The organism is Brassicibacter mesophilus (genome assembly GCF_050433385.1).
Taxonomy (GTDB): domain Bacteria; phylum Bacillota; class Clostridia; order Tissierellales; family Proteiniboraceae; genus Brassicibacter; species Brassicibacter mesophilus.
Genome location: NZ_JBNPXI010000030.1, coordinates 1 through 18,993, shown reverse-complemented (window position 1 = coordinate 18,993; position 18,993 = coordinate 1). Strand labels below are relative to the sequence as shown.

General features: G+C 31.1%; 20 protein-coding genes. 1 reads left to right on the top strand and 19 read right to left on the bottom strand.

Annotation, left to right across the window (positions count from 1 at the left end):
* Positions 1–45 precede the first annotated feature (45 nt).
* Positions 46–657, top strand: coding sequence for a DNA-3-methyladenine glycosylase (locus HNR33_RS20405; RefSeq protein ID WP_429087273.1), 612 nt, complete (start codon positions 46–48; stop codon positions 655–657).
* Between the two features lie 11 nt (positions 658–668).
* On the opposite strand, the gene HNR33_RS20400 is transcribed toward HNR33_RS20405, so the two are convergent.
* The 19 genes from HNR33_RS20400 to HNR33_RS20310 all read right to left on the bottom strand — a co-directional run bounded on the left by HNR33_RS20400 (position 669) and on the right by HNR33_RS20310 (position 18,844).
* Positions 669–1,331, bottom strand: a complete 663-nt coding sequence (locus HNR33_RS20400) for a Dph6-related ATP pyrophosphatase (protein WP_429087270.1) — start codon at positions 1,329–1,331, stop codon at positions 669–671.
* Positions 1,332–1,467: 136 nt separating this feature from the next.
* Complete coding sequence (locus tag HNR33_RS20395; protein ID WP_429087268.1) at positions 1,468–2,136, bottom strand: response regulator transcription factor; 669 nt, start codon at positions 2,134–2,136, stop codon at positions 1,468–1,470.
* Positions 2,108–3,328, bottom strand: a complete 1,221-nt coding sequence (locus tag HNR33_RS20390) for a sensor histidine kinase (protein ID WP_429087265.1) — start codon at positions 3,326–3,328, stop codon at positions 2,108–2,110. The genes HNR33_RS20395 and HNR33_RS20390 overlap by 29 nt, the downstream gene beginning before the upstream one ends.
* Before the next feature lie 94 nt (positions 3,329–3,422).
* Positions 3,423–4,202 carry a hypothetical protein gene (locus HNR33_RS20385; RefSeq protein WP_429087262.1) on the bottom strand — a complete coding sequence of 260 codons (780 nt, stop codon included), beginning with the start codon at positions 4,200–4,202 and terminating at the stop codon, positions 3,423–3,425.
* Positions 4,177–5,166 (bottom strand): ABC transporter ATP-binding protein, encoded by a 990-nt coding sequence (locus HNR33_RS20380; RefSeq protein ID WP_429087259.1) that lies wholly within the window; start codon positions 5,164–5,166, stop codon positions 4,177–4,179. The genes HNR33_RS20385 and HNR33_RS20380 overlap by 26 nt, the downstream gene beginning before the upstream one ends.
* 179 nt (positions 5,167–5,345) lie before the next feature.
* Positions 5,346–6,080 carry a tryptophan synthase subunit alpha gene (trpA, locus tag HNR33_RS20375; protein ID WP_429087257.1) on the bottom strand — a complete coding sequence of 245 codons (735 nt, stop codon included), beginning with the start codon at positions 6,078–6,080 and terminating at the stop codon, positions 5,346–5,348.
* Positions 6,080–7,357 (bottom strand): PTS ascorbate transporter subunit IIC, encoded by a 1,278-nt coding sequence (ulaA, locus tag HNR33_RS20370; protein WP_429087254.1) that lies wholly within the window; start codon positions 7,355–7,357, stop codon positions 6,080–6,082. The genes trpA and ulaA overlap by 1 nt, the downstream gene beginning before the upstream one ends.
* Before the next feature lie 23 nt (positions 7,358–7,380).
* A complete protein-coding gene (locus tag HNR33_RS20365) occupies positions 7,381–7,662 on the bottom strand; it encodes a PTS sugar transporter subunit IIB (protein WP_429087252.1) in 282 nt (93 codons plus the stop codon).
* Between the two features lie 18 nt (positions 7,663–7,680).
* On the bottom strand, positions 7,681–8,118 hold the full coding sequence (locus tag HNR33_RS20360; RefSeq protein ID WP_429087249.1) for a PTS sugar transporter subunit IIA: 438 nt from the start codon (positions 8,116–8,118) through the stop codon (positions 7,681–7,683).
* A gap of 2 nt (positions 8,119–8,120) precedes the next feature.
* Positions 8,121–10,238 (bottom strand): BglG family transcription antiterminator, encoded by a 2,118-nt coding sequence (locus tag HNR33_RS20355; protein WP_429087246.1) that lies wholly within the window; start codon positions 10,236–10,238, stop codon positions 8,121–8,123.
* Positions 10,239–10,571: 333 nt separating this feature from the next.
* Positions 10,572–12,080 (bottom strand): M56 family metallopeptidase, encoded by a 1,509-nt coding sequence (locus tag HNR33_RS20350; RefSeq protein ID WP_429087243.1) that lies wholly within the window; start codon positions 12,078–12,080, stop codon positions 10,572–10,574.
* 13 nt (positions 12,081–12,093) lie between these two features.
* Positions 12,094–12,468, bottom strand: a complete 375-nt coding sequence (locus HNR33_RS20345; RefSeq protein ID WP_429087240.1) for a BlaI/MecI/CopY family transcriptional regulator — start codon at positions 12,466–12,468, stop codon at positions 12,094–12,096.
* Between the two features lie 171 nt (positions 12,469–12,639).
* Positions 12,640–14,349, bottom strand: a complete 1,710-nt coding sequence (gene ptsP / locus HNR33_RS20340; protein WP_429087237.1) for a phosphoenolpyruvate--protein phosphotransferase — start codon at positions 14,347–14,349, stop codon at positions 12,640–12,642.
* Between the two features lie 10 nt (positions 14,350–14,359).
* The gene (locus HNR33_RS20335; protein WP_429087234.1) at positions 14,360–14,623 is read right to left on the bottom strand and encodes an HPr family phosphocarrier protein; all 264 of its coding nucleotides are present in this window, start codon (positions 14,621–14,623) and stop codon (positions 14,360–14,362) included.
* An 18-nt stretch (positions 14,624–14,641) separates the two neighbouring features.
* Positions 14,642–16,207: a BglG family transcription antiterminator gene (locus HNR33_RS20330; protein WP_429087232.1), complete on the bottom strand. Its 1,566-nt coding sequence runs from the start codon at positions 16,205–16,207 to the stop codon at positions 14,642–14,644.
* A 175-nt stretch (positions 16,208–16,382) separates the two neighbouring features.
* On the bottom strand, positions 16,383–17,342 hold the full coding sequence (locus tag HNR33_RS20325; protein WP_429087230.1) for a hypothetical protein: 960 nt from the start codon (positions 17,340–17,342) through the stop codon (positions 16,383–16,385).
* A gap of 141 nt (positions 17,343–17,483) precedes the next feature.
* Entirely contained in the window at positions 17,484–17,660 is a 177-nt protein-coding gene (locus HNR33_RS20320; protein WP_429087227.1) for a hypothetical protein, read from the bottom strand.
* 34 nt (positions 17,661–17,694) lie between these two features.
* Positions 17,695–18,543, bottom strand: a complete 849-nt coding sequence (locus HNR33_RS20315) for a YitT family protein (RefSeq protein WP_429087224.1) — start codon at positions 18,541–18,543, stop codon at positions 17,695–17,697.
* Entirely contained in the window at positions 18,533–18,844 is a 312-nt protein-coding gene (locus HNR33_RS20310) for an ATP-grasp domain-containing protein (RefSeq protein ID WP_429087221.1), read from the bottom strand. The genes HNR33_RS20315 and HNR33_RS20310 overlap by 11 nt, the downstream gene beginning before the upstream one ends.
* Positions 18,845–18,993 lie beyond the last annotated feature (149 nt).

The following is an 18,993-nucleotide window of genomic DNA, read 5'->3' as shown; positions in this document are numbered from 1 at the left end:
TCAAATATTTCAAGTTAAAATATAATAGTAGGAAGGAAATTCTATGTGGAAAAATTAAAAAGAGGTTTTTATAAAAAGAATTCAATAGATTTAGCAAAAGATTTGCTAGGGAAATATTTAGTATATGATACTAATACAGAAAAATTAGTTGCAAAAATAGTTGAAACAGAAGCATATATGGGGTTTAAAGATAAAGCAGCTCATACTTACAACGGCAGAAGAACCCCTAGAACAGAAGTAATGTATGGAGAAGAAGGGCATGCTTATGTTTATATAATATATGGCATGTATAACTGTTTTAACGTAGTAGCAGCTGAAAAGGAAATAGCCCAAGCAGTTCTTGTAAGAGCACTAGAACCTGTCGAGGGTCTTGGAAAAATGGCATTAAATAGATTTGATATACCACTTAACCAGTTGAAAAATAAGCAAGTTATAGGTCTAACTAATGGTCCTGGAAAACTATGCCAGGCGTTTGAGATTACACGAGAAATGAATGGCGAAGATTTGACAGGAGATAAGCTTTATATATGCTATGGTAAAGAAGAAAAGTTTGAAATAGTCGAATCTAAACGAATAGGAATAGATTACGCTGAAGAAGCAAAAGATTATCTTTGGAGGTATTATATTAAAGGCAACAAATATGTTAGTGTCCTTTAGCAATTTTATCCTTATATTTTGATTTCCACCTCAATTTGAGCCCATTTTTCTCCAATGGGTATTATGTCTCTACCACATATCAAATCAATGGAATGTTTAAAAATTGGACCATCATATACTACTGTATGGTACTCGCCATTCTCACCACACACATCTGCACCGTATTCTTCAATTTCTCTCATCAATGAATAGCTTAAATCATGTCCTAAAAACTTGGCATCAAGCATAGCAGTATTAACTACTACTATTTTTGCCTTAAAGCCTAGCTCTAAAAACTCTTTTACAATATCCCTTCTATTACTCTGCCATAGTGGTAAAACTGAAATAATAGAAGCTCTTTGGCATACTTTATTCTCCCATTCTCTATGTTCTTCCAAGTCGATATCTCCAAAAACCCCATAGTCTATGCCTTGTTCTTTAAACGCTTTAAGATTTGAAATAAATACTTCTTCATAGTCATCAAATAATGCTCTTCCTAATACATGCTCGATTCCAATTGCATTAGCCTGTGCATTAATAATAACTTCGTTCAATCTATGTGCTGAGCTTATTCCATTTTCCATGCTGAACATGGTAAACAGCTTTTTAGGATTATATCCCTGCTCCAAAGCTTTATATAATGCAAGACATGAATCCTTTCCTCCGCTCCATGAAACAAAACAATTTTTCTGCAATTGAACACACTCCTTAATTAAACTGACAGCTCTGATGCATATAAAAGTATATCAAATACTTTACATGTTTCAAATAATACTTTTCCAATTTTTTATATAATTTTTACGATCATTTTAGTTCTCTTCACAACCATTTTCATATATTACTTTTATTAACATATAAGGCTAATTGGGTTCTATTATCTAGCTCTAGTTTTTCGAGTATTTTGGATAGATGATTCTTAACAGTTCCCTCAGTTATGTACAGCTCTTTACTGATCTCTTTATTATTTTTGCCTTTGCCCACCAGCAGTGCTATCTCTGTTTCTCTTGGTGTCAGTTTTTCAAACGCACCCTTTATCTCAATAGCTTTTTCAATTCCATTTCTATGCTGAAAATCTGTATTATTAAATACTTTTACTAATCTAGTTGCAACTTCTGGCTGCAAAAGAACATTTCCGCTATATACTGTTTTTATACCTTTAATCATTTCCTCAGATTTAATATCTTTTAAAATATACCCATCAGCCCCATTTTTAAGTCCCTCAAAAACGTACTCATCTTCATTGAATGTAGTTAATATTATTATTTTAATATTAGGATGCTTCTCTTTGATTATCTTAGTTGCTTCAACTCCATTCATTACAGGCATCCTAATATCCATAAGCACAACATCAGGTGATAATCTATCTGAAAGCTCAATCGCTTCTTTACCATTGCATGCTTCTCCTATCATCTCAATATCATCACAAAAGCTCAATAACATACTTAAGCCTTCTCTGATTAAGGATTGATCATCAACAAGCATTAACTTTATCTTTTTCATATTCCTGCTCCTTTATTGGGATTGTCACAATTATTATAAATCCTTCTTCTTCCTTGCTTAAATATTCAACTTCTCCATTAAGAACATTTACCCTGTTCTTTATTCCTTGTAGTCCATTGCCTTCATTTATTTTACTGCAGCCTTTTCCATTATCTTTTATCTCTAGTATTAAAGAGTTTTCTAGACAGAATATTTTAACTTTGAATTCAGTCGCCTTACCATGCTTGATACCATTAGTAAAGCTCTCTTTAATTGTCTTGAATAATACATCTTTTAACCCAGGAGATAGAGTTTCAATATTATCCTCAATATCATAATATATTTCAATGCCTTCGCTTATAATTAAGTTACATTTAAGTTCATTTAAAGAACTCATCAATCCATTGGATATAGGCTCTTCCTTCAATGCATATACCGCCTTTCTTACTTCCTTCATACTGTTTCTTGCCAAGTCTTGAGTCCTAATTATTATCTCTCTAGATTTCTGAATATCTTTATCTAGCATTTTTTCTACTAAATCTAAATGCATTATTAATGCAGTTAATGAATGACCTATAGAGTCATGTATTTCTTGAGCAACCCTATTCCTTTCTTTGGATACAATTAATTTTTCTATCTCTGCTGAATATTCCTGAAGCTTTTTATAGGATTCATTAAGCTCGTTGTTAATACTTTGGAATTTTCGTTTTTCCGTCGTTTGAAATTTAATAAAGTACAACAGAAGAATATAAAATGAAAAAGAGATTAAAATCATAGACAAATCCACACCATTTTCTTGCCAAAATGAAATATTGAAAATCTCTAAGATACTTTCATTGAAAACATCTCTCATTATATACCAAAATAGGGCAGTAATTTGTAATTTTATTAAAAGTTTACTTACTTTATAATCCGTAAATACTACTAGTTCATACATAATTATAGTAATATACACCTGAGCATAACCATGAGCTAAATAACATAATACTATACTACCAATAGTTGAAATAGTTAAAGAAATTATATACCTTTCCTCTGTATCACCTAAAAAACTTCTGAGCCGTAAATTATCATTCACTATTAGGCAGATGAATATAGTCAAGTATACTGCCATGAATTTAGGTACATCTTTATAGCGGAAAATAATATTTGTAAATATTACAAACAATACAATTTTTCTTAGAACAAAGCTAAATCTATCAAGTTTACTCATATTATCTTCCTCTCTGTGGCCTTTACCTTATTGTACCAAAAAAAATAAACCTATAAAATACATTTTCAAGTAATCCATCGGTATTTGTGCTTTTTTAATAGTGCCCTAACAGTCCTTTATTCATTGCTATCCTTTCACAAAGTTTATAAATTCCATATCCTAAAAACAAATACACAAAACCTACAGCCGCTAATAATCCAACTTCATTAAAAGTAAATTCCATAATTGATTTTCCACTAACCATAACATCGTAAATCAAGCTGCTGCCCCAAGTGGTTGGTAAATATTCAATATTCGGTATTTGACTAACTGGAGCAGCAATAAGTCCGATAAAACCAAAGGTGACAATTTGCAAATAACTGCTTATTTGCTTAAAAATTAATGCAAGCCCCCCAAATATAAAACCTATGCCAAGAACACTTAATAAAGTGAAGAATATTATAATGGCAAGAGATGTTACATCTAAGTTTAGGTACTTATTTGTTGTAAGCATTAAAACAAATAATACTACTGATACAAAAAATATTTCTATGATTATTTTTGCTAACATTTTCATTCCCATAACCCATCCAAAACCATGAATGGACATGTATAACTGTTCTAATGTACCTTCTCTGGCTTCCGTAAGTATAGTATAGGCTACTTCCTCATAAACACTTGTAGTCAATATCCATAAAGTATATCCAACAACTAATCCTTCTAGTACTCCGCCGTATTTTGCTGAACTTCCTGTTAGCCCTTTATATCCTGCAAACATCAATAAAAAGTACAAATATAAAGTAAGAAATCGGCCTAATGAATTAAATAAATATCTTTTAAAGAATATAATTTCTTTTTTAAAAGAAGCTTTACATAGCAGTATTTTTCTCTTCAATATTTACACTCCTTTCAACAATTTCCATAAATACCTTTTCAAAATTGAGTTCCTTGCTATTAATTGAATTAATAACACAATCTTCACTCTTTAAGATATCAATAACTTTATAGAAAATATGACAATCATTTAATTTCAGTGTAATCCTTGTCTCCATAGCTTCCTCTTGTATTTGTAAGTGTGGAATTTGAGTTAGCTGTTCTTTTTGATAGTTTTTTAGTAATCCATTTATTTGAAAATCATATGCCTTAACCTCAAATATCTTCATTAAATTTTTAACCTTGTCGTTAGCTATGATTTTACCCCTATTTATTATAATAACCCTCTCACATATATCTTGTACTACATTCATATCATGAGTTGTCAGTATTATTGTTCTTCCATCCTCCTTAGCTAGTTTCTTAAGCAATTTTCGGATTTCATAAGAAGCATTTACATCCAACCCCAATGTAGGTTCATCTAAAATAACTACTTCACTTTGACTAACCATAGCTACAGCTATTGCTAGCTTTTGCTGCATTCCTCTAGATAAATTTTTAGCGACTTCATTTTCTTTATCTTTTAAATCAAATAGATTAATATAGTAATCTATTTCGCGATTAAATTTTCTAGAATCACTTCCCTTAAGTGCAGCAAAAAACTCTATATTTTCTCTTACAGTTAACCTCCAGTAGATATTACGATTTCCTTCTAAAACAGCACTAATTTTATTTAAAGCTTTATTGCGATAAGCAAAATTATCTATACCATCAATCAAAACATTTCCTTTGTCGGGCCTTACCAGGCTGCAAATCATCTTAATAGTTGTGGTCTTTCCAGCGCCATTTGGTCCCAATATGCCTAATATTTCTCCTTTTTCTACTTTAAAAGATATATTATCTACCGCTACAATAGACTCCTGTTTTCTTATAGCATATGATTTAGTTAAATTCTCTACCTTTAAAATAGCTTTCTTATTTGACATGTTTTACTCCTTCCGTAAATATATTTGAAAATTAATACTAGTATTAATTAAATTATATCTTTATTTCATTTATTTTCCATATCTCAAAAGTAATTATTTTAGTCATAAAAATAGGAGATTAGAGTTCTAATATATAACTTTAGTCATATTCAAATCATATAAACAACAAAAGCTAGAGGTTACCCTCTAGCTTTTGCTATCGATCCAACATATTCTCTTAATTCATCTTCACAATTATTGTTTATAATTCTGATAATTTCACTTCCAATTATTGCTCCATCTGCTCCATTATGAAGTACTGTCTTAACTTGGTCAGGACTGTATATTCCAAATCCTACTTGTATAGGTATATCAGTTATACTCTTTATTCTTTCAATTGTATTAGTATACGCATCTGGCAATTCACCTTTTCCTCCAGTTGTACCAACCCCTGACATTACATAAGCAAATCCTTTATTGTTTTCTAATCTTTCTCTGATTGTTTGTTCAGACATCTCTTCATTATATATTTGGATTAAGCTTACATTATCGTTTTCAGTTGTTATAAACTGATCTGGACATAGCATGACATCATAAAGATTGTTTTTATCAAGTAAACTATACTTGTCTATGCCTTCTTTATATGACATTACAGCAATAGGAAGGTCAGGATATTTGTTACGTATTTCCAATAAATACATTACTAGTATTCCTTCAGTAAAACCATTTTCTATAACCTTAGAATGAGTGTCAGCAATAGTTTTCCCATCTAGACAGGGATTTTCTACTGGTATCCCTATTTCTAGAATATCCACTCCTTCTTCAACAAGAATATCGACATGCTTAAAAAATTCTTCCTTATTTGGATAGCCAAGTGTTAAATAGAGGGTAATACATTTTTTATTATTTTTAAAAACTCTTTCTATATTAGTCATTATCCTATTAACCCCAATATCCAACCAATTATAGGTCCAAAGAAAGCATAGTCTGTTTCACAAAGTACCCTCATAACTGATTCATATCCTCCTATATAAGGAATCAAGAAAGCCTGGCCAAATATCAGAATTAATCCATTGATAAATGAGCCTGCAATAGCTCCTCTTCTCCCACCTGTAGAGTTACCAAATATTGCTGTAACTGCACCAGTAAAGAAAGTTGGTATTAAAGCTGGGAATACTATAATAGGATACTTTACTAATCCTAATACCCACATACCAATTAAACTTGCAATAAGACTTGTTAGAAATCCTACTATAACGGAAGTAGGATGGTTTGGAAATAATAATGGTATATCTAATCCAGGTATTGCATTTGGAACTATCTTATCTGAAATACCGTGAAAAGCTGGTACAATTTCAGAAAGCATCATACGAACTCCAGTGATAATTACTGTTATCCATACACCAAACGTTAAACCATTGAGTATTGAAAATATTACTATGTCCTTTCCTCCACTAACGTTTTCCATAACAAATTTAGGCCCTGCAATTAATGAAACAATTAAGAATATAATTGTCATGATAACACTTAATGCAATAGTTGTTTCTCTTAAGAAACCTAAATATTTAGGAAGCTTGACATCTTCTAAGCTTTTATCCTTATTACCAACTATTTTACCAACCTTTGCAGATATTAAACATCCTATTGAGCTTGAATGTCCTAGAGTAAATCCTTCCCCACCAGGAACATTCTTCATAAGTGGTGCAATATAAGCACATGTAAATGTTAAATATGCCCCTAATAATATTGAGCCAATCACAGTTATCCATACAGGTGATAAATTTGTTCCTACTGTTAGAAGTGCAGCTATAAGTCCTGCGTAAAAGAATGAAACATGAGCTGAAAGATGTATATATTTAAATCTAGTAAATCTTGCAAGTAAAACGTTGACTAAAAAGCCTAGTGCGAATATTAATGTAGCAGATGCACCAAAAGCGGCCATACTTGCTCCTATAGCTCCGCCAATATCAGCGACTTGAGCTTCCATGCCAAATACATGTTGTAACATAGGCTGTATAGGAAGTAAAGTCATACCCATGCTTTGAGCTCCAGTAGATATAAGCAAAAATCCAACCATAGTTTTAACTGTACCTGCTACAACATCACTGAATTTCTTCTTTTGTACTACTAGACCTAATAAAGCAACAATACCAATTAAAAATGCTGCTTCACTTAGTACATTTGATATAAGGTACATTATAATGTCTTTCATATGGTAACCTCCTATCTAGCTTTTTATTTGTTTATGCTTTTTACAGCTTTTAATAATTGTTCCTTTAAATATTCTCTGTCTGTAAGATTGTCTATTTTTATTATTACAGCTGTTGTGTTTCTTATAACATTTGCGAAATCAGAAGTTGTAACAATTATATCTGCTCCATTTGGATCTAACGATCCAATATCAGTAGCATCAACCTTTGCTTCTATATTTTCCTTTGCTAATATTTGCTGAGTAAAAACCTTTAACATCATACTGCTTCCTACTCCTGCTCCACATACAGTAAATATCTTCAACATATTTTCCCCTCCTCTCATTTAAAGTAAATATCCATATAACTCTTTACTGGACTTACTGTCTAATATATTATCTAGCTTCTTTTGGTCTCCTAGAACTTCCATTAGTTTAGCTAGTGCTTCAATATGTGCTTTATTGTCAACTGCTGCTAATGCTATCAGTAGTTTTACAGGATCGTTTTTTTCATGCCCAAAATTAACCCCATTTTCTAGTGTCATTATTGCTATGGAAGTACGCTTAACACCATCCTCTGGTCTCGCGTGAGGCATAGCAATTTGAGGTGCTATTACTATATAAGGTCCTAAATCTTTAACCTTTTCAATCATTGCATCTATATATCTTTCTTCTATGGTATCTGAAGAAAGTAATAAATCTCCTGCTTTCCTTACTGCATCCTTCCAGCAGTCAGCTTTAACATTAACTGCTATTGTCTCAGGTCTTACAAATTCATTTATCATAATTATTCCTCCTGTAATTTAAGTATTTCATATATCTCATTTGGATCTGATGAAGCTTTTATTTTTTCTATATTTTCTTTTACAGACAATATGGTCAAAAGATGTGTAAGTGTTTCAATATGGGTGTAATTGTCAGTAGCTGCTAAAAAAATCACCATATGCACTGGATCATTTTTCTTATGATTAAACTTAACTGGTTTTTTTAAGGTCATGATAGATAGTGAAGTTTTGTATACACCATCTTCTACTCCTGCATGAGGCATTGCTATACCAGGAGCTATAACCATATACGGTCCATACAGCTTAATTTTTTCAAAAATACAGTCTATATATTTCTCATCAATAAAACCATTTTCAAGTAGTGGTTTCGCAGCTTTAAATATAGCATCTTCCCAAGTATGACATTCAACTCCAACCTGTATATTTTCTTCGTGTAGTATATTTTTTGACGACCATGAACTTTGCGAGCTATACAACCTATTAATATTATTAAAAAGTGATGTTATGTCAGTCTGAAGCTCATCAAAGTTTTCTATTCTGCAATGCTTAGATATTACGTCCATAACATCCATAATAAAACTTGCTTTATCATACTTAATATTATTGTAGTTTCCATTGAACATTAAATAACTTGATAGTATATCTATATCTCTTTTATCCAGCAAAGGAGAAACAGTAACAACCGGAACTTTTGTTTTCTTTATTGGTATAGTTGATACAATTAAATCTATCTCATTAGAATCCGTAAAACTATCCACATCTTGATATGATACTGTATCTATAATATTGAATGATCTAAAGTATGATAATAGCTTTGCTCTTAATAATCTTGATGTACCTATCCCACTTGCACATACTAATAAAATATTTGTATTTTTACTTATTGTTGGTTTTTGTGCTTCAACAGCTGCGCCAAAATGCATGGCTATATAAGCAACTTCATGATCATTTACTTGAATTCCAAATTTCTTTTCTAAATATCCTTTAGCTTTACTACAAGCATCAAATATATCTTTGTATTTAGAAATTATCTCATGTAAGAGCGGATTCTGTAGAGGCTTGTTATACTTTAGCCTATGAATAGTCGGCATGAGATGAATATATAAATCCTTTTTAAGAGATATATGATTCATCAAGACTATACTTAAATCTCTCTCTACGCTTTCTATCATTTTGTCAATTGTTAATAAGAGTTCACTGTTTTTTCTAAAATATTTATCTTGATCACCTACATCACTTAGCTTCGCTCCAATCAAATGTAAAGTAATGTATCCAGTTTCATCTAAAGGAACTTTTATATTGAAGAATTTCGAAATATTCTCGCTTATGCTCTTAGCTATGGCAAATTCCTCTTTAGACATAAGCTCATGCAATTGTTTCTTGCTTATCAATATATCTTTTCCTAGGGAAACTCTCTCAATAGCTAATGCAAGATGAGATAATAAGCTTACGAATCCCTCATAACTGAATCTTATGTTCAGTTTTTGCTGAGCACGTTCTATCTCACTCTTAATAAAATACAGATCAATGTTTGGAAGCCATGCTTTCAAAGAATCAATGTATTTTTCAATAGATTGATTACTGTATCTTTCCATATCTGGACTTGCAAGCTCCTTTAGCAAAGAACTAATCGCATTTCTTTTGTTTTCTTCAGCTCCTTCAACATATACTCCATATCCTTTTTTACGTATAAGCTTAATATGGTATTTTTTTAACCAGTTACTAATATCATCTAGATCATTTGCAATTGTTGTTTTGCTTACATATGTTTTTTCTGCAAGCTCTATAAGATTTACAGGTCCATTTCCTTTAAGTATATTTAGTAAAACAAGCTCTCTTCTTTCTTCTGGTGAAAGAACATATGAATAGAAGTCATTGTTAACAATCTTATCCTTAATCAAAGCTCTTTTTTCTAAGTTTGATTCAATAAATACTCCTTTTCTTGGAAGCCTAACCAGTTGCTTGAAGCCATTTTCAGTAAGCCAATTATCTAATGAGTCTAGATCATACCTTATCGTTCTTAAGCTTACATCAAATTTTATTGCCATTTCTTTAATTGTAATAAAATCGTCTTGCTCCAATAAATATTGAATAATCCTTACCTTTCTTTCATCTAACATGCTATTCACTTCCTTGCCACATTATAGTATCAAATGTGAATATCTATCGTTTGCGTTTGTTGTAATATATATACCATTAACACTGTATTTATTCAAGGATAATCTAGAAATCGAAACAGGAAATCGTTTCACTATTAATGTGGCAAAAAGTGAATAGAAGGGTCCAGAATAATTCTGGACCCTTAATAAATTGTTTCACTTCGAGAATCAATATTTACAAAATAATCTTAATGCTTGCTTTCTATTAGTAAACTTTTTACATATGGCATTAGGTCTTTCTTTTCACAGCCATGTTGAGCTTAATTAAAAAATGTATTTCTTTGATAAGCTAAGCTATTGTTTATTGTTTACATAATCTAGTGGATTAACGACTTCTCCATCTTTTCTTACTTCAAAGTGAAGATGAGTTGCTGTGCTCAAACCAGTTTTGCCTATCTTTGCGATTTGTGTACCTGAAGATACCTCCTCATCCTTTTGCATAAGCAGCTCAGAGCAGTGGGCGTACATTGTAGCAAAACCATTTCCGTGGTCAATAATTATTGTTTTACCATATCCTCCTTCTTCTCCTGAGAAAATAATTTTTCCATCTGCAGAGGCAATTATAGATTCACCTAACTCAGCAGGAATATCAATCCCTGTATGCATTTTTTCTATTTTCTTTATAGGGTGTATTCTTTTTCCAAAAGGAGCAGTAATTTTATTTGAGCTTGGAACTGGCCATACCATTTTTTCATAAGATATCTTCTCTTCAGCTGCATTCTCATCATTTATATTCAAAGATGTTTGTTCAATACTTTCTTCTGGAGCTTCCTCGCTTTTATAAGATTCAGAATTAGCATTGGTTAGAAATAGCCCTCCAATCAACACAAGTACTAATACAGTTATAAAAGACACTTTATATGAATTCTTTTTAAATGATTTTATCATTTTTATCCTCCCTTTTAAGTGATGTTTAGTATTTACGAACTCTGTTGTAAGTACAACATCTAGACTTTTTTTACTTTTTTCTAAAAAATGAATTATACTTAAACCATATTCTTTTCTTTCATCTCTTTCAAATAGTGAAAGTACCTTAGCATCGCAAGCAGCTTCGCAGTCGTTTCTCATTCTGGACAGCCCATATAAAATCACTGGGTTAAACCAATATATAATCTGTAACATATATATTACTAGATAAAGTAGAATATCTTTTCTTTTAAAATGAGCCAATTCATGAGAAATAATAAATTTCATTTCATCTTTATCGATTCTTTCTTCTATATCTTCTGGTATAAAAATAGAAGGTCTAAACAATCCGTATAAGCACGGTGAATTGATAATAGTACTTTTGTAAATTTCTAATGCTTTAGTTATGTTAAATTTCTTCTTATATTCCCTAAGCATCATATTAATTTCTTCACCTGCTTCTATTTTACAGCTATAAACAGCATTCTTAAATCGAATATTCGATAATATCATATATGTAGTTAATGCCACTATGCCTAAAACCCATACAATAGGTATAATATATTCTAACGAGAAAAGCTGAGTATTAGAACTCATTAGATTACTAGATGTACTCAACCAATCAACAATATCTTTTTGGTCATAAATATAGTAATGCTTTTTTAGAATAGAGCTAACTTTAGGCTTAGCAAACATATTAAAAAAACTAAAGCTGCTATTAGGTACATTAGGCATAACTAGCCTGATTATCAACAAAATCCAAAGGTAATACTGATTTTTAGCTCCTATTTTTTCCCCAAATACTTTTCTTACTATTAGAATTGCTAAGATTAAAAAGCTTGATTTTATTGAAATATCAAGCACGCTATAGAATAATCTCACACATGCATATAACATGAAAACTTCCCCTTTAATCTTTCTTTTGTTCTAAGATTGCTTTAATTTCATCGATATCCTCATTTGATAATTCTTCCATATCAAGGAAACTAGCAAGCATTGCCTTTAGCCCACCATTATAGAATTTTTTCAAATAATTCTTATTCTTAATCTTCATGCACTCTTCTTTTTCTAGTGTTGGGTAGTAATAATAAAGTTTCCCTTTTTTTTCATAGTCTAGTATGTTTTTATCCACTAGTCTAGAAATAAGTGTTTTAATTGTAGTAGGCTTCCAATCATTGTATTTCTGAATCCTGGTAATGATATCTTTTGATGCCTGAGGACTTTCATTCCACAAAACCTCCATAATCTCCCATTCAGCATCTGATATTTGAATTGACTTCTTCATATCATTTTCACCTCCTTTTCGACTACATTCGTAGTTTGTATTTATAGTCTACATTTGTAGTCGAAAAAAGTCAAGTACTTTTTACATAATTGTTCCAAAAAGCTAAAAAAACTATCGAGGCAACTAGGTCTTCGATAGTTTTTAAGGGGGTAATCTTTTATAATTCTTTTGTTAGTTAACAATATTTTCTTCGATGTATCGCTCCACATCTTCTGCAGTAGGCAAATTTATAATGTGTTCTACTTTTCTTGCCATTTCTTCTTTTGATGTATTTTTAATTATCCACCTTGCCTTTAAAATAGATATTGAACTCATGCTGAATTCATCTAGACCCATGCCTAAAAGTACTGGGATAAGCTTTGGATCACCAGCAACTTCACCACACATTCCTACCCATATTCCTTCTTTGTGTCCATTATCAATAACAGTTTTTATCAATCTGAGTAATGCTGGATGGAATTGATTGTATAAATGTGATATCTTTCTATTTCCTCTATCTACTGCAGTAGTGTATTGTATCAAGTCATTTGTACCAATGCTGAAAAAGTCTACTTCTTTAGCGAAAAGGTCTGACATTATTGCTGCAGATGGAATCTCTATCATTATTCCTACTTCAATAGCTTCATTAAAACTTACAGCTTCTTTTCTTAATTCTTCCTTTACTTCTTCAAGCATTTTCTTCGCATGTCTTAGTTCTTCAATACTTGATATCATAGGAAACATTATTTTTATATTCCCAAATGCACTGGCTTTTAATAATGCTCTTAGCTGTGTCTTAAATATATCAGTTCTATCTAAGCACAATCTAATAGCTCTATACCCTAAAAAAGGATTCATCTCTTTAGGAAGCTCAAGATAAGGCAATTCTTTATCTCCGCCAATATCCAAAGTTCTTATAACAATAGGTTTGCCAGATAATCTTACTGCAACCTCTTTATAAGCTTCAAACTGCTCTTCTTCAGTTGGAAGTTTATCTCTGTCCATATATAAAAACTCTGTTCTATACAGCCCTACACCTTCACCATCATTTTTTATAATGCCGTCTACATCCTTTGGTGTTCCTATATTAGCTACTAGCTCTACTAGATGACCATCTTTTGTAATACTCTTAGACCCTATTAATTCATTCAAACTATTTTTAAAATCTTCATATTTCTTCTTCTTTACCTGAAATTCACTAACAGTTTTATCGTCAGGATTAAGAATTAATTCACCTGCTTCTCCATCAAAAACTACTAATTCTCCGCTAGATACTTTATCAGTTATTCCTTCCACACCAACAATGGCAGGTATTTCTAGTGTTCTAGCCATTATAGCAGAATGGGCTGTTTTTCCTCCTATTTCTGTGATAAACCCTATAACTCTGTTTTTATCCATTTGCGCTGTATCAGAAGGTGTTAAGTCTTCAGCTACAATAATAACATCTTCATCTAGTACTGAAAAGTCAGTCAATTCGATCCCTAATAGTATCCTTAAGATTCGATTCGACACGTCCCTTACATCAGCTGCACGTTCCTTCATATATTCATTATCCATATTCTCAAATATATTAACAAACATATCAGTTATCTCTTTTAATGCCCATTCAGCATTAACAAGTTCACTCTGAATTTTATCTTCAATCTGTCCAAAAAATTCTGGATCATCAAGTATCATTTTATGTGCTTCAAATATCTGCGCTTCGTTTTGGCCGATATTCTCTAATGTATGTGTATAGAGCTCGTCTATTTGATCTTTGCCTTTGTTTTTTGCATCTGTCAATCTTTTAAGTTCATTTTTGGCATCAGATATACTTTTTTTTACCACTTCAATTGTAGATTCATTTTTAATAAGCACTTTCCCTATTGCAATTCCTGGTGAAACACCTATGCCTTTCATCATAAAAAACCTCCTATTCACCAAAGTTACTATCAACTAATTCCTTTAAAGCTTCTACGGCTTCTTTTTCATCCTTTCCTTCAGCTTGTATAGTCAATTTTGATCCTTTGCCAGCTCCCATACTTAAAATACCCATAATGCTTTTTGCATTGTACTCTTTACCATCTTTAAAAACTACAATATTTGAACTGTACTTTGATGAAATAGATACAAACTGACTTGCAGGTCTCGCATGTAATCCTGTCTCATTCTTTAAAATAACATCTGTTTTATACATTTTATTGCCTCCTTAATTTTAATAAAATTTTCGTGTATTTTTTATATTATTGATGAACCTTTTAAGCTCATCTATATCTCTGTCCATTATAAGTGGATTGACTTGAATTGTTGGCTTATTATTGAATTCAAATGGAATTGTAGTAATAACAATGTCAAAGCTTTTTTCACTTATCTTTTCTATATCCTTGGCTGATATAATATCAATTATTTCAAGGTCATTCATTGCTTTCTTTAGCCTTATAGCAGCTAGCTGAGAGGTTCCTATACCACTTCCACATATGATAATTGCTCTAATATTAGCATCTATGCGTTCCAAAGCTGCACCTATGTGTATAGCTATATACCCTATTTCCTCTTCATTAACCTTAACTCCTAAGTATTTTTCAAACAGAACACTCGTAGCCCAAGCGGCCCCAAAAACACTAGGGTAATTACTTTTTATGTCTCCAAGTAATGGGTTTCTTAAACTAAGCCCAAACCTTAGTCTGTTTACAGCTGGCTGCAAATGCAATAGAAGTCCAGTAAATAGCTTTTTATCATTGCTAAAGTCTACAGATAAGATGCTTCCAGTTAAAGATATAATCTCTTTAGATAAACTCACAATATTTGGATCAATATTTTGCAGTACATCGTGCATTATATCCTTATCATAGTTATATTGTTTCTTAGCTCCCATAATATGAATAGATATATAATAGATTTCAGATTCAGGTATTGTTATCCTAAATTCTTTTTCTAGCCTAGAGCATATATATTTTGCTGCATTATATTGCTCATTTTGTTTAACTACCTGTGTTAGCTCTTCTTTGAATTGTATAGCTTTATTTTGAAATATTCTCTTTAAGCTAATTGCTATGTGTGATACTAAGCTGTTAAATGATTCATCTGTAAATACTATTTCTAACTTTTTTTCTACTTCTACAAGCGTATCTTCAATCTTTTGTATGTCAATATCCGGAATCAATTCTTTTAACTGTATATAGTTTTGTGAGCTTAATCTTGTATTACTTAATCCTTTTACTTTATCAGTCTTAAACAAATGTGTGTTTTCAGCATGCTTAAGTATTACTAATAAATCTGCTAAGGCCTTTCTCCATTCCTTTTCATCTCCAGTTACTTCTATCCCACTTTTCTGTTTTCTATTTAGCTTTAGTCCATATTTCAGTAGCCAATCTTCAGCCTCCTCTAAATCTTTATATATAGTTATTCTACTTACATAAAGTTCTTCAGCCAGTTGTTGCATTGTAATACGTTTGTTAGCTCTAAGAAGTCTCTTTATAATGTACAATCTTCGTTGCTCGGTAGAAAAAGGCTGGATATACATAACACTTTTATCAATCATCTTCTCAATTAAACGTTTTCCTTTAACATCTGTCTCAATCCATATTCCAACACCCGGCTTTTTTACAATCCTGCCAAGGGCTTTTGTATCAAAATACTCTTCAATATTCTTTAAATCGTTTCGGATTGTCTTGTTTGATACATTTAGTTCTTTTGATATTTTATCAATTGTAAGAGGACTACCCGCATTTAATAAAACATTTACTATTTCCCAACAACGTGCGTCAGGTATATAATCCATATGCTACACCTCTGCATATAATATAATGTGGCAATTTTTTATAATTTGGTTGTCTCTGTATCTATATGATATCATATCTAGCTAATTTAAAAGGTTCTATTTTTTACATAATAATGTGGTAAAAGTTTATAAATAAATAAAACGACAATTTGCCGTTTTATATTTTGTTACTATACTATTTTGTCAAATTTTTAAATACATTATTTCTATATTTCTCTACATTTTTAGTTAATTTGTATTCACTATTTTCTAAAGTCTCAAGAAATCCTTTTAAAGATTTCAGTAATTCACTTTCAATATTATTACTTATAGCCTTTGTATATGCCTCTCTAGCATCAGTAACAAATGTTTTCGTATCATAGCTGAAAAGCGGTGTATTGTCAGTACCATAGAATAAAAAATAAACATAACGCTTATGAAGTGTTTTTATATCATTAAATTTATCTGAATCTGGATATTCATTTATAAATTTTTCCTGGTTTAATGCTCTATCTAATACTTCGTCCCAGCCAATTACTAGTCCAGCATCCTTAGCAGGAATTTGTGATGATTCATCAGCCATTATCTCTATGTATCCCTTGTTATCAGATGTTACAAAGCTACTGTATTTCATATAAAACTCATAGTCAATAATAGGAAAATATTCTCCCTCTGCTGCTTCAACTTTAAATCCATTTTCTCTTACTTCTGATAATAGCTTTTTAAGTTCAGTATCGTTTATACTATTGATTTGATTTAGATCAGATACAGACTTATTTTCGTCTAAAAACCTTTGCTGAATGTCATTTACATAGAATTTCTCTTCTAGATTAGAAAGATAATTTTTTTGCAACTCCATTAGTTTATCAACCATAATTGACGCATTCTCTTCTGAAACAAGGGAAATATTGTTATCTATAAACTTAATAACTCTAGTCATCGCATCATTATTATTGATTAGAACATAAAAATCATCTATAACTGTTTTTTCATCGTTTTGTTGTTTGTTTTCTTCAGTCACTACTGTCCCTGAGTTTGACAAGCCTCCATTTGCATTACCCTTTTCATTATTTATGTTACTACAACCTACTTGTATGGCAATTGATAATGCTAAAATCGTAGCAAGAATCACTTTTTTGTTAGTTATTTTAATCATCTCCTATCATAAAATAGTGGTATTGTTAGTATATCATTAATTCAGACGTATAAATCTTAATAAAGTTCCATCTTACTATAAAACAAGCTTTTATATCAAGTATCAAAAAAAACAGGATAATTAGTCCTGTCTTCTTTACTTTCACACAGTCAGACTTACATTTCTAGTATCTAGCTCCTGAATTTTCAATTTGTAAAATGAATTTTTAGTTGATGGATTATGCATCAATGCATCTCCTGTAATCATTTCTCTTAATATTTTTTTGTCATTCTCTAATTTTCTTATAAAAAAACGAGATAGACTTGTTCTTCTTAACAAACTCATTTACCTCTATAGTTTTGTACCTAGGATTTCAAGAATTAAAGCTAAACCCTTCTCCTAATACTTCATGAACAAATCCTACAGATATAAACGCATTTGGATCAATGTGTTGAACATAATTTTTTATTCTAATATACTGTTTTCTTTCAACAATAGTACTTATTATAGTTTTCTTATTTTTCGAAAACCCTCCATCAGCAAAATATAAGGTAGTTCCTCTTTTTATTTCATCAATTATATAATTATTTATCTCTTTACTTTTGTTGCTGATAATTACAATATTCATTTTAGTATTAAACCCTGCTATCACATTGTCAACTACATAAGCATTAATAGCAACTCCTAATAATGCATATAATCCGAGTTTAACACCAAAAATTAGTCCTGCTAATACTGTTATAATAAAATCAGATATGAGTAATGCTTTACCAATCTCTAAATGAAAAAACTTATTTATTATCTTTGCTACAATATCAGTACCACCAGTAGAGGAATTTTGGTAGAAAATTATCGCCATACCAATTCCTTGTATGATAATACCATAGATTAAGTTTATCATTAGATCATCTATTATTGGTTTATTCATAGGACTTATGATTTCTAGTATATATATTACCCCTGATAATAAAAAGCTCGAATATATTGTATATGCTCCAAAATCTTTTCCTATTATTAGAAAGGCTAAGGTAAAAAGAATAATATTTGATATCATCATCAATACTCCTATTGGAATGCTGGGAACTACTTTATTTATGACCATAGCAAGTCCTGTTACTCCCCCTACAGCTAATTTTGCAGGAATTAAAAAATAATATAATCCTAATGCCATAATTGTTATACCAAGATTAATAAGTATGAATCTTTTAATATTAATCCTCATATTCACTCCTCCAAAGATTGTTATTTTTTAATACTTTAACTAAAACTTCACCAATAACCGCTGGATTCTCTGCTATGTGTATTCCGCAGTTTTTCATCGTTTCTACCTTTTCCACAGCTGTTCCTTTACCTCCTGAGATGATGGCTCCTGCATGAATTTGAGCTTTTACTACTGCTACATTACTTTCAATTTCCCAAGCAGCCCTTTCAGCATCTTCTGCCTTATGGATCACTTCACCTCTAGGTACTGGTATTTTATAACCTCTCAGTAATTCTTTTGCCTGATATTCATGTATATTCATTTTTAGACCTCCCATCTTATATTTTGAATGGAATATTAGTGAAAAATCATGACTAAATCAGCACCACCCGTCTAACGGGTGGTTTGCTCTGCCCCTATAAGGGGCTGTTACCGGCCAGCGCCTAAAGACGCTGGCTTTCACATTGTTCA

Coding starts and splice junctions, on each gene's coding strand:
- HNR33_RS20395 (WP_429087268.1), bottom strand. CDS start 2,136: ATGAAAAAGATAAAGTTAATGCTTGTTGATGATCAATCCTTAATCAGA.
- HNR33_RS20390 (WP_429087265.1), bottom strand. CDS start 3,328: ATGAGTAAACTTGATAGATTTAGCTTTGTTCTAAGAAAAATTGTATTG.
- HNR33_RS20380 (WP_429087259.1), bottom strand. CDS start 5,166: ATGTCAAATAAGAAAGCTATTTTAAAGGTAGAGAATTTAACTAAATCA.
- trpA (WP_429087257.1), bottom strand. CDS start 6,080: ATGACTAATATAGAAAGAGTTTTTAAAAATAATAAAAAATGTATTACC.
- ulaA (WP_429087254.1), bottom strand. CDS start 7,357: ATGAAAGACATTATAATGTACCTTATATCAAATGTACTAAGTGAAGCA.
- HNR33_RS20365 (WP_429087252.1), bottom strand. CDS start 7,662: ATGTTGAAGATATTTACTGTATGTGGAGCAGGAGTAGGAAGCAGTATG.
- HNR33_RS20360 (WP_429087249.1), bottom strand. CDS start 8,118: ATGATAAATGAATTTGTAAGACCTGAGACAATAGCAGTTAATGTTAAA.
- HNR33_RS20355 (WP_429087246.1), bottom strand. CDS start 10,238: ATGTTAGATGAAAGAAAGGTAAGGATTATTCAATATTTATTGGAGCAA.
- HNR33_RS20350 (WP_429087243.1), bottom strand. CDS start 12,080: ATGTTATATGCATGTGTGAGATTATTCTATAGCGTGCTTGATATTTCA.
- HNR33_RS20345 (WP_429087240.1), bottom strand. CDS start 12,468: ATGAAGAAGTCAATTCAAATATCAGATGCTGAATGGGAGATTATGGAG.
- ptsP (WP_429087237.1), bottom strand. CDS start 14,349: ATGATGAAAGGCATAGGTGTTTCACCAGGAATTGCAATAGGGAAAGTG.
- HNR33_RS20335 (WP_429087234.1), bottom strand. CDS start 14,623: ATGTATAAAACAGATGTTATTTTAAAGAATGAGACAGGATTACATGCG.
- HNR33_RS20330 (WP_429087232.1), bottom strand. CDS start 16,207: ATGGATTATATACCTGACGCACGTTGTTGGGAAATAGTAAATGTTTTA.
- HNR33_RS20325 (WP_429087230.1), bottom strand. CDS start 17,342: ATGATTAAAATAACTAACAAAAAAGTGATTCTTGCTACGATTTTAGCA.
- HNR33_RS20315 (WP_429087224.1), bottom strand. CDS start 18,543: ATGAGGATTAATATTAAAAGATTCATACTTATTAATCTTGGTATAACA.
- HNR33_RS20310 (WP_429087221.1), bottom strand. CDS start 18,844: ATGAATATACATGAATATCAGGCAAAAGAATTACTGAGAGGTTATAAA.